Annotated in this window: 10 protein-coding genes; 3 read left to right on the top strand and 7 right to left on the bottom strand. The window is 40.7% G+C overall.

Going from position 1 to position 15,225, the window contains the following annotated elements; genetic code table 11:
* Nucleotides 1–78 precede the first annotated feature (78 nt).
* The 5 genes from QZ574_RS10855 to QZ574_RS10835 all read right to left on the bottom strand — a co-directional run bounded on the left by QZ574_RS10855 (nucleotide 79) and on the right by QZ574_RS10835 (nucleotide 8,267).
* Nucleotides 79–1,530 carry a SusD/RagB family nutrient-binding outer membrane lipoprotein gene (locus QZ574_RS10855; protein WP_297089507.1) on the bottom strand — a complete coding sequence of 484 codons (1,452 nt, stop codon included), beginning with the start codon at nucleotides 1,528–1,530 and terminating at the stop codon, nucleotides 79–81.
* Nucleotides 1,531–1,541: 11 nt separating this feature from the next.
* Nucleotides 1,542–4,796 (bottom strand): SusC/RagA family TonB-linked outer membrane protein, encoded by a 3,255-nt coding sequence (locus tag QZ574_RS10850; RefSeq protein ID WP_297089506.1) that lies wholly within the window; start codon nucleotides 4,794–4,796, stop codon nucleotides 1,542–1,544.
* A gap of 1,139 nt (nucleotides 4,797–5,935) precedes the next feature.
* Nucleotides 5,936–6,649, bottom strand: a complete 714-nt coding sequence (locus tag QZ574_RS10845; RefSeq protein ID WP_297089505.1) for a YjjG family noncanonical pyrimidine nucleotidase — start codon at nucleotides 6,647–6,649, stop codon at nucleotides 5,936–5,938.
* A 36-nt stretch (nucleotides 6,650–6,685) separates the two neighbouring features.
* Nucleotides 6,686–7,366, bottom strand: a complete 681-nt coding sequence (gene rsmI, locus QZ574_RS10840; protein ID WP_297089504.1) for a 16S rRNA (cytidine(1402)-2'-O)-methyltransferase — start codon at nucleotides 7,364–7,366, stop codon at nucleotides 6,686–6,688.
* A complete protein-coding gene (locus QZ574_RS10835; protein WP_297089503.1) occupies nucleotides 7,359–8,267 on the bottom strand; it encodes a hypothetical protein in 909 nt (302 codons plus the stop codon). The genes rsmI and QZ574_RS10835 overlap by 8 nt, the downstream gene beginning before the upstream one ends.
* Nucleotides 8,268–8,407: 140 nt before the next feature.
* On the opposite strand from QZ574_RS10835, the gene QZ574_RS10830 reads away from it, so the two are divergent.
* Together QZ574_RS10830 and QZ574_RS10825 are read left to right on the top strand one after the other, a co-directional pair.
* Nucleotides 8,408–8,989 (top strand): thymidine kinase, encoded by a 582-nt coding sequence (locus QZ574_RS10830; protein ID WP_297089502.1) that lies wholly within the window; start codon nucleotides 8,408–8,410, stop codon nucleotides 8,987–8,989.
* On the top strand, nucleotides 8,986–11,451 hold the full coding sequence (locus QZ574_RS10825) for a bifunctional UDP-N-acetylmuramoyl-tripeptide:D-alanyl-D-alanine ligase/alanine racemase (RefSeq protein ID WP_297089501.1): 2,466 nt from the start codon (nucleotides 8,986–8,988) through the stop codon (nucleotides 11,449–11,451). Before QZ574_RS10830 ends, QZ574_RS10825 begins: the two co-directional genes overlap by 4 nt.
* Before the next feature lie 50 nt (nucleotides 11,452–11,501).
* On the opposite strand, the gene QZ574_RS10820 is transcribed toward QZ574_RS10825, so the two are convergent.
* Together QZ574_RS10820 and QZ574_RS10815 are read right to left on the bottom strand one after the other, a co-directional pair.
* Nucleotides 11,502–12,203 (bottom strand): Crp/Fnr family transcriptional regulator, encoded by a 702-nt coding sequence (locus tag QZ574_RS10820; RefSeq protein ID WP_297089500.1) that lies wholly within the window; start codon nucleotides 12,201–12,203, stop codon nucleotides 11,502–11,504.
* A 138-nt stretch (nucleotides 12,204–12,341) separates the two neighbouring features.
* Nucleotides 12,342–13,985, bottom strand: coding sequence for an NAD+ synthase (locus QZ574_RS10815; protein ID WP_297089499.1), 1,644 nt, complete (start codon nucleotides 13,983–13,985; stop codon nucleotides 12,342–12,344).
* 150 nt (nucleotides 13,986–14,135) lie between these two features.
* On the opposite strand from QZ574_RS10815, the gene QZ574_RS10810 reads away from it, so the two are divergent.
* Nucleotides 14,136–15,152: a hypothetical protein gene (locus QZ574_RS10810; protein WP_297089498.1), complete on the top strand. Its 1,017-nt coding sequence runs from the start codon at nucleotides 14,136–14,138 to the stop codon at nucleotides 15,150–15,152.
* Nucleotides 15,153–15,225 lie beyond the last annotated feature (73 nt).

The following is a 15,225-nucleotide window of genomic DNA, read 5'->3' as shown; positions in this document are numbered from 1 at the left end:
ATAGTCTCAGGTTTTAATGCAAAAAAAAGAGGTGGAAAAATCCACCTCTTTTTATATTGTATTAATTGATTGACTCAATTACTTATCCCACCAGAAACGTGAAGTATTGTTATCGGTTCCCGGATTAAGAGCAGCAACACCTTTATCGTAACCCGTTGGGTTTAACGAAGCTTCGCCACTTGGGTAATTGTACCTTCTTGGAATTTTACCATCGTTAATGGCATCGGCAGCAGGAGTAAGTTTTGGATAGTCAGTTCTTCTCCATTCGCTCCATGCATCGTAACCTAATGGGAATAAATCAACCCATTTTTCTTCGGCAATAACCTGAAGTGCACCACCGGCAGCAGTAGCCATATCGGCAACACGTGCATCGGCATAAGCAGCACCGTCGCCAATTTCAACACCGTAAACGGCAGCACCTTTGGCATACGAGTTCATAATTCCCATTTTAAGCATTGCGCCTGCATCTTCGCTGGTCCAACCATGAGCAGCAGCTTCAGCACGCTGCAGGTAAGTATAAGCTGATGTTAACAATGGTAAACGAGTATCGGCAGCATAAATAACACCTGCAACAGGCGAGTTATCTGCTTCGTAAGTTTTATAACCGTATGGTAGTCCATCTAACGAAGGATCGGCAGCAACATACTGGATACGTTCGTCGTAAGTAGTATTTGATGTAAAACCATCGCCACGCAATGCGCTAATAAATTCAGCAGACACACCATAGTCAGCCGGACGCATCCACTCCCATGGGTTAGGGAAATCATTAGCCACATCGAAAGTATAAATGGCATCATCAGCAACATCTTCCAATACACCAGCTGAGTGGTTTAGTGCTTCAGTTACAGTAGACTGAGCCATACCCGCATCGGCTTTAGTAACCTGCATTCCTAAACTAACCAGGAACGAGTTGGCAAATTTTTGCCATTTTACCATATCGCCCATATAAATAACGTCTCCTGTTGGGCCGGCAGCTGATGTGTTAATCATATCACGTGCAGCTTTTACGTCGGCAATCATACCTTCGTAAACTTTCTTTTGGTCGTCGTATACCGGAGTCAGAATATCTGAATTTAATGCCTCAGTATAAGGTACATCTCCAAAAAGGTCGGTTACACGTTTAAAGATTACCGATTTAAAAATCATGGCAACAGCTTTCTGATTTTCAATAGCTCCGTTGGCCAATACTGTTGGATCAGTAGCTTTTTCAGGATCGTTACAAATATCGATAACTGTTTGACAGTTTGAAGCTGTTTGTACGTAGTACGACTGCCAGAAACCGGCTCCGTCGGCATACAACATTTCCTGGTTATACACCAACTGCACTAAATACTGTACATTTAATGTTGGAGTAATTCGGTAAGGTCTACCCTGACGGGTACTAAAATTTGTGATGGCACCAGACAATAGTGCCGATGTGCTCGCCTCTGCCGGACCATTCACATTTTGATCTGTATCGCCGAAGTCGATGTCGTCGCACCCGGTGCTCAGCAACACAATACTTAATAATGCTATAAATATCTTTTTCATGTTTTATTCAATTAAAAAGTTAATTTAACATTGAAACCATAACTTCTTGTACCTGGCAGACCAGCGTTTTCACCGTAAGCTTCCGACAATTCTGAAGGGTCCCAACCGTGTACGTTATCATCTGCAACAGCAATCATCCAAAGGTTACGTCCAACGAAACCAACCGAAGCAGAATTAATAAATACGTTGCTCATCCATTTTCTAGGAAGGTTAACTGTTACACTCACATCTCTTAGTTTAATGTAGCTTGCATCGTGTACATAAGGAGTAGCAATTGCGTTATCCTGGAACTGGGCGAAGTAAGTTACTGCATCCAGGTAACCGTCGTATGGATTGCCATCAGTATCTACACCAGTAATGTGCACACCACCACCGTCTTCAATTGCATCACGAATGTTTTTGCCATTGTTGTTAAGAGCAGCAGTTTCTGCTGTTAAACCTGAATAACCTGACCACATTTCAGAAAGTGAGAAAAATTTACCACCTTTCTGGAAGTCGATAGAAGCTGAAATATTAACCAGCTTTTTAATAGTTAACGAGTTATAAATACCACCGGTGAAATCAGGAAGGATAGAACCATAGTAATGGTCAGTATCGTAAGCATAAGTACCGGTTGCAGCATTAATTACATAGTTTCCGTTGTCGTCGGTACGAATAGTACGGCCTCTTAACTGTCCCCAGTCACCATCCAATTCGTGCACCACGCGAACATTACCCCAATCGTCAGTTCCACCAGGAGCATTCATTGAAGTTAATCCACCAGGAAGTTCTTCAACAACCGGGTTACTTGTACCAAAGTTAACCGAGATATTCCAAACCAGGTCATCAGTTTGTACCGGAGTTCCGTCCAATACTAATTCAATACCATCACGTTTTGATTTACCGGCATTGGTTAAGAATGAAGTATTACCTGTTGCAGAAGACATGGTGATAGGAATAATCTCGTCTTCGCGAACCTCGTTAAAGTATGTAAAGCTAATACCTGCTCTGTTGTTCAGGAATTTTGCATCAAAACCAAATTCCATTGATGTATTCAATGATGGCTTGATGTTTGGATCTACCATTTGAGTATTGGTATACATCTGTGGAGATCCCATATATGGGCTGCTTGACAAAGGATAAACCTGGTTCAAACGCATTGCAGCAAGGTCGTTACCAACCTGTGCCCAACCTGCACGCAATTTACCGAAAGAAAGAATTGAGTCGTCGTCAATTAACTCGGTAAAAATGAATGAAGAACCAATTGATGGATAACCATAACCGTTTTTACCTTCAGGCAGTGCAGAACTCCAGTCCTGACGATAAGTAGCATCTACAAATACCATATCTCTCCAGCCTACAGAAGCTCTTGCATAAGCACTAACTACTTTCTTTTCCCACTTGTAAGTTTCGGCAGTTACTGGCAACTTTGTGTTACTGTAGGTATAAACATCAGGCAAAACTAATCCTTGTGTTTTACTATCAGTTGGCATATTCGCTCTGAAACGGTCGTATTCGTTTGTACGGTAAGTAGTACCGGCAGTAGCGTCAATATCAAAGTCGCCGAATTCGTTCTGGTAGTTAACCATAGCATTGTAGTTATTCTCCATCTCCATTTGACGGGTGTTACCAAAACCAGAGTTCCATGTATTATACAAATGCGGATCTGAAGCAGCCTCTATTGAATAAGGCACTTTCCAGAATTGCTTGTAATTGTACAAGTTGGTTGATGCATTTACTTTTACATTCCAGTTTTCGTTAAAATTGTATGTAGCATGTACGTCAGCTAATAAACGGATACGATCTCTCTCGTTACGATACTCTTGCAGGTACCAGTATGGGTTAAACCAGAAAGCACCTTTTTCTGTACCAAAATAGGTTGAGTAAAAAGGTCCCCAGTAGTTCCATGATGCATGGTATCCACTTGTAGTTTGCAGGTTTTTTAATTCTTTCAATTTGCTCATATCAACATCGCGGGCAAACCACGAGTTAAACGAACCTGTTGTTTGGTTTGAGTAACCATCGGCAAAATCACCCTGTAAGAACGATTTTGAGAAATTGAAGTTAACACCTACTTGTAATTTATCTGTTACGTCGAAATCGAAAGCACCACTAATTGTATTCTTCTTGTATTCCGATTCAGGCATAATACCATTCTGGTTCAAATTAGTAACCGACAAACGACCTGTAAAGTCTTCACCTCCGCCACTAATCGAAATAGAATTTTTCATGGTTACACCTGTATCATAGAAATCTTTGATGTTATCTGGTTGTGCTTCCCATTTTCTTGTTTCACCATAGTATGGGCTTTCAGGCCACATGGCGTACCAAGGCGTGTAGTCTTCGCCATCAAAAGCAGGTCCCCAACTTTCGTCGGCATAACCACTGTAAACAAAACGGCGACCATCAAAAATACTCCACTCTTCAGGATATGCTCTTCCGGCGAATCCAGCATCGTAATTTAATGTTGTCCACTCATCTTCACCATCGTAACCTTGCCCGTAAAGGTCTTGGTATTCTGGCAAGTAAGCCACTTTGTCAAAAGTAGTATTGCTGTTAATTTCAACACTAATACCGCCTTGTTTTGCTTTTTTGGTAGTAATCATGATAACACCATACTCAGCACGTTGTCCGTAAAGTGCAGTAGCGTTAGGTCCTTTCAGTACGTTAACCGACTCAACATCGCCCATGTCAACCGCATTCGGATCATCAACAGGAATACCGTCGATAACATACAATGGGTCAGCATCAGAGGTAAGCGAGATAGCACCACGAATACGTAATCTACCAGTACCATTTTCACCCAGTTTTGCACCTGGTTGTCCCACCATTTGAACACCGGCAACTTTACCTACGATAGATGATTTAATGTTGGCATTACCTGAAATGTCAAGCTGTTCAGCTTTAACATCTTGTGCAGCGTAAGAAAGGGTCTTCTTTTCGCGACTGATACCAAGTGCAGTAACAACAACCTCGTCAATACCAATCATGTCAGATTCCAAAGCTACAGCAAAACTGGTTTGAGAACCAATTTCAACTTCCTGCACTTTCATTCCAATAAAACTAAACACCAACGTTTTTGCGTCATCTGGTGCTTTTAATTCGAATCCACCATCCAAATTGGTAATTGTACCAAGGGTAGTTCCTTTCACAGATACCGAAACCCCGGGAATAGGAGCATCATCCTCAGCAGAAGTAACCGTACCGGTTAAAGTCTTCGTTTGAGCATTTGCCACCAAATTACCCATGAAAAGGAGAATCGATAAAAAAATCGCAATTTTTTTCATAGAAATAATTTTAAGTTATTAATTAAAGCGCTATAAAAATTGTTTTAAGCATTTTTAGTTTTTAAAAGTAGCCGGGAGGATTTAAGTTTCTACGAAGGGTAATTGTGAGTAAATGTAGAGTGAGCACCTCCCGGCAATGTCTTTTCGCTACATTTTCATTACTTCTTTTTAAAAAAGTACTAAACAAAAAATATTGTATTACTCTACCAATCATAGATTTATTAATTAAACAGCGAATAAAATTTTGTTCTTGTTAATTAGCTTTTGAAATAGTTACAACAGACTTCGCTAATTGTTAAAAAATTTAACAATTACAAAACCACACAAAACATCTCGCCTAACCAACCATTTATCAACACCACCATTACTGCCGGATTAAACAAATAGCTGCCGCAGATGATTGAGCAGCAATCATAACTTATTTACATTCTTAATAAATAAAGTCTTTTGTACGAAATCACTTGAAAAATTTCCCCCTTCATAGAAACAATTTTAAGTAATAATTAAACAGCATTTATTTTGTAATTATCTTCAGATTCCCCCAAATCCAAATAACCAACAATTACCCATCGTTTGTTAAAATTACAAACAGTTAATTTTTTTAACAGTTACAAATATTAAAAGAAGATTTGAGTTTTTAAAGAAAATGTAAGTTTTTTTTCAAAATACCTAATAAAAATCATCCAGTTCAGCACGACCAGCTATCATTTTGTATTAATCAATAAAATATAACTTAGCACAAGAACTTACTACAACTTACTGTAATAACGACATTTAGAAAAAAAACAGACAAAAATGTCTACAACCCAGAGCAGCAAGCATCAAAGCTATTTTAAATTAATATTACCTACAAACTACTATTTCCGAAAAAACACACTTTCACCCAACATCACCCCCTAATGTCAAGATACCAAAAACCGAAACATGGTCGATATTTTATTCAACACCCCTTTTAAAAAACACACCCTGCCGATTTTTACAAATACGCTAAACTACAATCTACTGAAAAGATATTATAAATAATAGATACTAATTTAGCACCGCTCACAGTTTCTCCCAACCTGAAAACCAAAATTACAATAAAACGATACTGATTGTTTTTTGAAGGAGCACTTCAATAAGGGAAGAATGAAGATTCGCTATAAAAAATCCATTAACTGGTTTAAATGCTGAATTGTCCTGACATCAGATTTTTCAGCACTGAGATCCATTTTCGAAGAACTGCCATCTTTGGCTAAATACACAGCATCAATTCCAAAGTTTAAGGCACCACAAATGTCCACATCCCAGTCATCTCCTATCATCAGGCTTGATTTCTTTTTGGCATTTGATGACTTGATTGCATATTCAAAAATTTCCCATCCCGGTTTTGGCACTTTTACTTCTTCTGATATGAATAGCTTTTCAAAATAGCCATCGAGGCCTGCCTTTAAAAGCTTTGCGTGCTGCACTTCTTTAAAACCATTGGTGATAATGTACAACTTATATCCTTTGGTCCGTAATTGATTTAATACTTCTTTTGCCCCTTCAACTAAATGCGATTGCCGTGGCATTTCTTGCAGATACAGCTCGTTGGCCATTAAAGGATCTGTATCTTTTATGCCACAAGCCTCAAAAGTAAGCTGAAAGCGCTGACGAATCAGGTCTTTTTTACTTACTTGTCGTTTACGATAAGCTATCCACAAATTGGCGTTGTGGAGGGAGTAAATTTGAAAAAAACGATCAAAATCAATTTTATATTCACCCAGACTCAGGGCTGTAAAAGTGGCCCGCATGGCATATTTCGAGTTGGTTTTAAAATCCCACAGGGTATTATCCAAATCGAAAAACAGATGTGTATACTTTTTACCCATTAATTTGTTTTCTAACAGCAAAACAGTTTTGGTCTGTTACGCCTTGCCTTCAACAACAATTACAATTTCGCCTTTTGGCTGACGTTCGGTATAATATTCACCAAGTTCTGTAACCGTGCCTCGTTTTACTTCTTCAAACATTTTCGATAGCTCGCGGCAAACACAGGCCTTTCTGTTGGCACCAAAATATTCGGCAAACTGCCCCAGGGCCTTTACCAACCGGTATGGCGACTCATAAAAGATCATAGTCCGGGGCTCTTCGGCTAATAATTTCAGTCTGGTTTGCCTTCCCTTTTTCTGTGGTAAAAATCCTTCAAAAACAAACTTATCGGTTGGCAAGCCCGAAACAGCAAGGGCAGGAATTAGTGCCGTTGGTCCGGGCAAACACTCCACTTTTATATTTTTTTCAACACAGGCGCGCACCAATAAAAAACCGGGATCAGAAATGGCAGGAGTTCCTGCATCAGAGATTAAGGCTACCACATTTCCCTGTTCTATTTTTGAAACAATGGAAGTTGCTGTTTTATGTTCGTTAAATTTATGATGTGCGCTTAGCCTTTTGTCAATCTCGAGATGTTTCAGCAGTTTTGACGATACACGTGTATCTTCAGCCAAAATAATATCTGCAGTTTTTAATGCTTCAACCGCCCTGTAAGTAATATCCTGAAGATTACCAATTGGCGTTGGCACCAGTATCAATCGGGCTTCGTTATCCATTGGGGAAACGGCGTTTTACAAGATTAACAAACTTGAGGCTTGTTTCGTTTTTTTTCCATTTGTAATTTTGCTGCAAATAAGCAACCGCCTCGTTTATATTATTTAGATTATCAAGTTCTCCTACTGCGGTAGAGAAACTATCGGCGCTGCCATCAAATAATTCCCGGATGTATTGATAACGGTCGTTTATACCAATGGCCGCCTGCAAACTTTTTACCGGGCTGTTTGATATTTTATATTCCAATTTATTCAAGTCCTTTCCCCCAAGCAAATCATTAACCGACTTTTCTTTCAGCTGCCGATCACCAATTCGAACGTTCGTCTCGGGTTCCTGTTTCACGTCTTCCTGCTCTTCCCGGGGATCTTCAGGCAAGGCCTCATTTTTAATGTCCTCCGCTAAATCCTCACCTTCGCCGCTTTCCTTTGATTCCGGCAGCATTTCCGCTTTATTTTCTTCTTTAACTGCTTCTTCCTCCTCTGGCAATTGTTCTTCTTCCTCTTCGTCTTCAAGGTTCTGCTCAGGCTTTTCCTCCTCGGTTGGATTTTCGTTTAGCGTTTCATTATCTTTTAATTCTTCCTCAAAATCCTGTAAAGCCTCCAAACTTTCCTGCTCGTCTTTGCTTAGTGGTTTTTCTATTGAAATACTTTCGGGCTCTGCTGCCATTGTTTCAGTTTGTTTAGGTTCTTTTTTAGCAGCAACCATTGTTTCGTCCTGAACATCCGGCTGAACTTCTTCACTTTCTTCGCTCAAAAGGCGAATGATGTGCTTTGCTCCATTAAACCTCGTTCTCAAAAACTCCAGTTCCATTTTATCAAAACCATCTGCCCCTTTTTCATCAAACAGCTCTTCAATTTCTGCGATGTCTTTATACAAAAATTTAAATAACTTTTTATTGTCCATGCACCCAAGCTTTTAACGCAATGTTGGTAAATTTATAACGATTAATAGTACCCAAACAAGCGTGTAAATTTTATTTTTGTAAAAGTAGTAAATAAAAATACCCTGTAAGACAAGTTCTTTACAAAAAAGAGTAACGATAAATGTTTATTGAGAGAGATGTAAACAGCCACAAAAAAGTGGGCACAATTGAGGTAGTAGCCGGGTCGATGTTTTCAGGAAAAACTGAAGAACTGATCAGGCGTTTGAAACGTGCCAAAATTGCCAGGCAAAAAGTTGAAATTTATAAACCGATGGTAGATGTACGTTACTCGGAAACAGAAGTGGTGTCGCACGATGAAAACTCTATCCGATCGACACCGGTTGAAAACTCGGCAAATATTTTATTGCTGGCCGGCGATGTTGATGTAATTGGAATTGATGAAGCACAGTTTTTTGACAAGGGACTTATTGATGTGGTAAACCAATTGGCCGACATGGGAATAAGGGTAATTGTAGCCGGACTTGATATGGATTTTAAAGGCAAACCATTCGGTCCAATTCCGGGTTTAATGGCCGTAGCCGATTACATTACAAAAGTGCATGCTATTTGTGTTCGTTGTGGTAGCATTGCCCAGTTTTCTCATCGCTTATCGGAAAAAGAACAAGTGGTGTTATTGGGCGAAAAAGACATATACGAACCGCTGTGTCGCAGGTGTTACACCAAAGCAACCCGTGCAGAATGAAAAAATTTACGGTTACAGAAATAGCCAATGCGGTTGATGGCGAATTATTTAAGTCTTCTTCATTTTTCAACAATACCATTGATACGGTTATTACTGATAGTCGAACATTTTTTGGAGGTTCAAGTGTTGCATTTTTTGCCTTGAGTGGACCGGTTTTTAACGGCCACAACTACATCGATCAACTTCTGAAAAAAGGGGTTCCGGTTTTTATTGTATCAGAACGGGGTGCTATTAGTGATAAAGCCAGTTTTATTTTGGTAAGAAATACAGGCCTGGCTTTGCAAAAACTTGCTTCCTATAACAGGAAACAGTTTATAAAACCGGTAATTGGCATTACAGGCAGCAACGGAAAAACCATCGTTAAAGAATGGCTTTACGATCTGCTTTCAACAACTTTTAAAATTGTACGCAGTCCGAAAAGTTACAATTCACAGGTTGGAGTCCCCTTGTCGGCTTTACTTATTGACGAGCAATATGAGTTAGCCCTGCTTGAAGCTGGTATTTCGTTGCCCGGAGAAATGGAAAAACTTGCACCAATTGTAAATCCGGATATCGGTATATTAACCAATATTGGCGATGCCCACCAGGAGAATTTCTCGTCTTTAGAAGAAAAATTAGCTGAGAAGCTGAAGCTTTTCCACAGCACAAAACAGCTGCTGTTCAGAGCTGATTACAGCTATTCAAACCAAATACAAAATTTCTGTAAAGCCCACAAAATACAAGCAGTTAGCTGGGCAATAAATAATACCGACGCAAAAATCGGCTTTACGGTGACTGGTCAGAATCAGCAAACCCTTATTCAAGCCAGATTTAGTAATTCAGAGTATTCCTTTACCATACCTTTTTCAGATAATTCGGCTATTGAAAATGCCTGCCATTGTTTTGCCGTGCTTGTAGCGTTAGACCTGAACCCAGAAGACTTTCTTCACATTTTTAGTCAATTGCAAACGGTTGCCATGCGTCTTGAAATAAAACAGGGCATTAACAATAGTTTACTGATTAACGATTTCTATAACTCTGATTTAAATTCGCTGGGCATTGCTCTGTCGGTTTTAAAACAGCAGGCAGCTAAAGCGCATTTGCAAAAGCAGGTAATTTTATCCGACATACAACAAACCGGTATCGATGCCGAGAAACTATATAAAAAAGTAAACCAGCTTCTTCAGGAATGGGGAATTAGCAAACTTACCGGCATTGGGCCGGAGTTGTACAAATACCAAAAGTTATTTAAACTGGAAAGTGAGTTTTTCCCCAATCGTTTAGCATTCGAGCGACACTTTCGCCGTCAAAACTTTTCATCAGCAGCCCTTTTATTAAAAGGTGCCCGCCAGTTTGAATTTGAAAAAATTGCCGCACTGTTGCAGCAGAAAGCACATCAAACGGTGCTTGAAATTAACTTAAACGCCCTGGTGCACAACCTGAATACATTTCGGAAGCTACTCAACAAGAATACAAAAATAATGGTGATGGTTAAGGCCTTTTCGTATGGAAGTGGCGATGTGGAAATTGCCCGGCTTTTACAGCACCAAAATGTTGATTACCTGGCCGTAGCTGTGGCCGACGAAGGCGTACATTTGCGCAATGCAGGAATTACGACTCCGATTGTTGTTATGAATCCGGAGCAAGACAGTTTCCAGAATATGATTGATTTTAACCTGGAACCAAACATTTACAGCCTCAGCTTATTTAAGCAGTTTTCAAAAGCTGTTGCTACTTTTGGAAAAACAGGTTTCCCGATACATATAAAAATTGACACGGGCATGAACCGGCTTGGGTTGAAAAACGATAAGGAAATTACTCAGCTGATTTCCTTAATCAAAAACAGTCCGGTTACCATAAAATCGGTGTTTTCGCATCTTGCTGCCAGCGACGAAGCAGCTCTTGATGATTTTACCAAGCAACAAATTGAGCGTTTTCATTCGGCTGCTGGACTTTTTACAAGTGCTTTTGATTACAAAATCGACCTGCACATCCTGAATTCTGCCGGTATTGAACGTTTTTCACACAGCCAGATGGACATGGTTCGTTTGGGCATTGGGCTGTATGGGATATCGCAAACCGGGCGGCCACTTAAAAATATTGGCACTTTAAAAAGCACCGTCTCACAAATTAAAACCGTGGGCAAAAACGAAACAATTGGCTACAACCGGAAAGGAACTTTGGCTTCAGCGGGAAAAATTGCAATTGTTCCGCTGGGTTATGCTGATGGGATTAACCGCAAACTTGGCAATGGCAACGGCCATGCGTTTGTAAACGGAAAGCTTGTACCAATAGTTGGCAATATTTGCATGGATATGCTAATGCTTGATGTAAGCCAAACGGAAGCAAAAACAGGCGATTGCGTTGAACTCTTTGGCGCAAACATTTCAATATCGGATTTGGCGGAACAACTCGGCACCATACCTTACGAAATACTTACCGGAATTTCGCAGCGGGTAAAACGGGTGTATGTTCAGGAATAAAAAATGCCACCCGAAAACCCGGATGGCATAATAGCTATTTGGTAAAAATTTTATCCCAGTTTACTTATTCGCTCCAACCGCGTAGCATCCAGCACACGAATCTTTCTACCATCGATTGCAATTACCTTTTCGTTGGCAAAAGTCGACAGGGTGCGAATGGCGTTAGAAGTTGTCATGTTCGATAGGTTGGCAATATCCTCGCGTGACAGATAAGCTTTTAAGGTAGTACCATCATTTTCAAAACCATATTTATCTTTCAGTAAAATCAGCGATTCGGCCAAACGCCCGCGAATATGTTTTTGAGTAAGCGTTACAGTACGGGCATTCGAGAAACCCAGCTCTTTCGATAGCTTTCGGATAATTTTAAACGAAAAATCGGTGTTTTTAAGGGCCCGGCTAAAAATAAAATCAGGGCTAATGGTACACACCAGCGACTCTTCCAGAGTAACGGCCGAGCCATTATGCGTCTCATCGGCCAGCAAGGCCCGATAACCAATCAGGCCCAAAGGCTTAGTCATTCGAATGATTTGTTCACGACCGCCAACACCTTCTTTAAAAATCTTTACTTTGCCATCAATCAGCACCAAAAAACCATTTGGTTTATCGCCTTCCTTGTAAATAAATTCATTCTTTTTGTAGTGCGAAAGCGAGATATGATGCTGCAGTTCGTCTTTATCGTCCTGCCCAAGTAAATAAAAAATTGATTTTTGATTATCAACCAGATCTTTAAGTCCAATTTCTGAATTTAACATATACTCAGCTGTATGTTTTATAGCATCAAAGCTAAAAAAAATTGTTAAAATTGATTGCTTTTTAACAGTTAATTTACACGACTTCTGAATAATATCATGGATTAGTTCACATAAAACTCCTGTGGCTGAAAGACATACCTAATATCGGGCAACCAATGGCATTTTTCGCCCAAAGCCAAATGCTTTTGAACTTACTCTTAAAATCGGTGCTGCCTGAAATCGTTTGTATTCATTCATGTTTACCATCCGGATAACACGCCGTACCACAGCCTCATCAAAACCAAGGTCTGCAATCTCTTTGGGCGATTTATTTAATTCAATATAATTAAAGAGCATCGCATCAAGGTCTTTGTAGTCTGGCAACGAATCGGTGTCTTTCTGATCGGGGCGTAATTCTGCCGATGGTGGTTTAACAATGGTATTTTCAGGAATAATTTCGCCATCCTTGTTCATAAACCTCGACAATTTAAACACATCCATTTTATACACATCGCCCAACACTGCAAGGCCTCCATTCATATCGCCGTACAGCGTGCCGTAGCCTACCGCGCACTCGCTTTTGTTGGTGGTGTTTAACAGAATATGCCCAAATTTATTCGAAATCGCCATCATATAAATGCCTCGTGCCCGGGCCTGAATATTTTCTTCGGTTACATCGGGAGAACGGCCTTCAAACAGCGGTTCCAGCGTGTGCTCAAACCGGTCTACTGCCGATTGAATATTTACCACATCGTAACGAATCCCCAGGTTTTCAGCCAATTCACGGGCATCATTCACACTATGGTCCGACGAGTATTTAGATGGCAAAAGCAATACGCGAACATTTTCGGCCCCCAGGGCACGAACGGCAAGTACCACGGTAACGGCAGAATCAATCCCGCCCGACAAGCCCAGTGTTGCCTGTTTAAAGCCCATTTTGTTAAAATAATCGCGAATACCCAGCACCAGAGCATCGTGTATTTTCTCGATGTAATCAACCTTTGGCTGCAATTCTTTCTCGCCAATATTCTGTGTATCAATTAGCCGAAAGTCTTCTTCAAAATAGCGAAGTTCTTTTACAATTTCTCCCTTTGCATCAATATAAACCGAACCACCGTCGAAAACCAGTTCGGTTTGTGCCCCCACCTGGTTGCAATACAACACCGGTATTCCATAACTTTTAGCCTTATTCACCAGCACATTTTTTCGCCAACCTTCCTGGTTGTATGAAAATGGCGATGCCGACAGGTTAACCACAAAATCGGGTTTTAACCGGGCCAGTTCCTCCATGGGCGAAACAGCATACAACTTATCTTTACCAAACTCGTTAGCGGTTGGTTGCTCGTCCCACAGGTCTTCGCAAATGGTTACTGCAATTTTTTCTCCCTTATACTCCACAAGGCTAAACTCGTGGTTGGGCTCAAAGTGGCGGTATTCATCAAAAATATCGTAAGTTGGCAGCAGGGTTTTGTTGTGTGCACTTTTTATTTCGCCATCGGCTAAAAACAAAGCCGAGTTAAACAGTTTTTTGCCCCGCTCGTTTTCGTTTATTCGGGGCGTACCAAGCAAGGCAGCAATGCCCTGGCAATAGCCGGCTATTTGTGCCACAGCGGCTTCGGCTTTGGCAATAAACTCTTTTTTCTCGAGCAAATCGTGCGGATAATAACCCGTTACCGACAGTTCGGAAAAAACAACCAGATCGGCACCAGCTTGTTTCGAGCGCTCAATTTCAGCAATAATCTTCGACGCATTTCCTTCAAAATCGCCGATGGTGTAATTTAATTGTGCTATTGCAACTTTCATTTCAAAAAATTAGACGGAAGTCGTCCCGATTATTATCGGGAGAAACCCGAAGTTTGTTTTCAATAAATTGACAATTGCAAATCTCCAATTTTTAGTTCAGTTTTGCAATAAATAAGAAGTGTAAGCGTATTGATTTAAATTTCTTGTAAAATGAAGTGGATAAAAACGGTGGTTTTAATGGGTGTTATTGCCCTGCTATTTTTCGCATGCAAACGAAATACCTTGAAAGTGAGCATTTCGGATATTACCCAAGAGGTTGAGGTAGTTCCGTTTGGCGAGGCTCTTTTTGCGCTTGATGGAAAAGATACGCTGGCAGCAATGGCTGAGCTGAGCAATGCCCATCCCGACTTTTTTAAGCTGTACACCTACCGGGTGATTCAAGTGGGTGGCTTAGGCGATACCTTGTTTCCCGAACTTATGCGACTTTTTCTTACCGACTCGCTTATTACGGATGTGAAAACGAAAACCGACTCGGCTTTTAGCAAGCCCACAGAACTTAGCAACGACCTGAAAAAGGCCTTTAAATATTACAGCTACCATTTTCCTGAAAAAGAGCTGCCAACCATTTACACTTATATTTCAGGCTTTAACCAATCGGTGGTAACAGCCGAAAACATTATTGGCATTAGCCTCGACAAATACCTGGGGCGCAATTGCCCTTACTACCAGCAACTAAATACCACCCCGCAGTACAAAATACTAAATATGCACAAAGACAAAATTCTGTCGGATGTAGCATTTGCCTGGGGTATTACCGAGTTTGAACATGCCGACCGTGCCTCCAACTTGCTGGGCAATATGGTTGAAAAGGGCAAACTGATGTATTTAGTTGATGCCATGCTGCCCGATATGGAAGATTCGTTAAAAATTGGCTACACCACACAACAGCTGGAATGGTGCCAAATGAACGAGCCACAAATGTGGACCTACCTCATTGAGCACGAAATGCTGTACACCACCAAACGCATGAATGTTATTCGATACATAAACCCGGCACCTACAACCAGTGGTTTTCCACTCGACTCGCCCGGAAGGACCGGGGTGTGGATTGGCTGGCAAATTGTGCGACAGTACATGAAAAAACACCCAGAAGTAACTTTGCCTGAACTGATGGCAAATTACGATTTTCAGCAAATTTTAAATGATTCGGGGTATAATCCGGAGTGATAAAGTTACTGCCTGTTCAGTAATGACACTTTATGAGACTAAAAAGGCCCGGCAGAGGTCTACCGGGCCATTC

The organism is uncultured Draconibacterium sp. (assembly GCF_913063105.1).
Lineage (GTDB): Bacteria > Bacteroidota > Bacteroidia > Bacteroidales > Prolixibacteraceae > Draconibacterium.
Note: the sequence above shows the minus strand (reverse complement) of the source record. Positions and strands in the feature narration are given on the sequence as shown.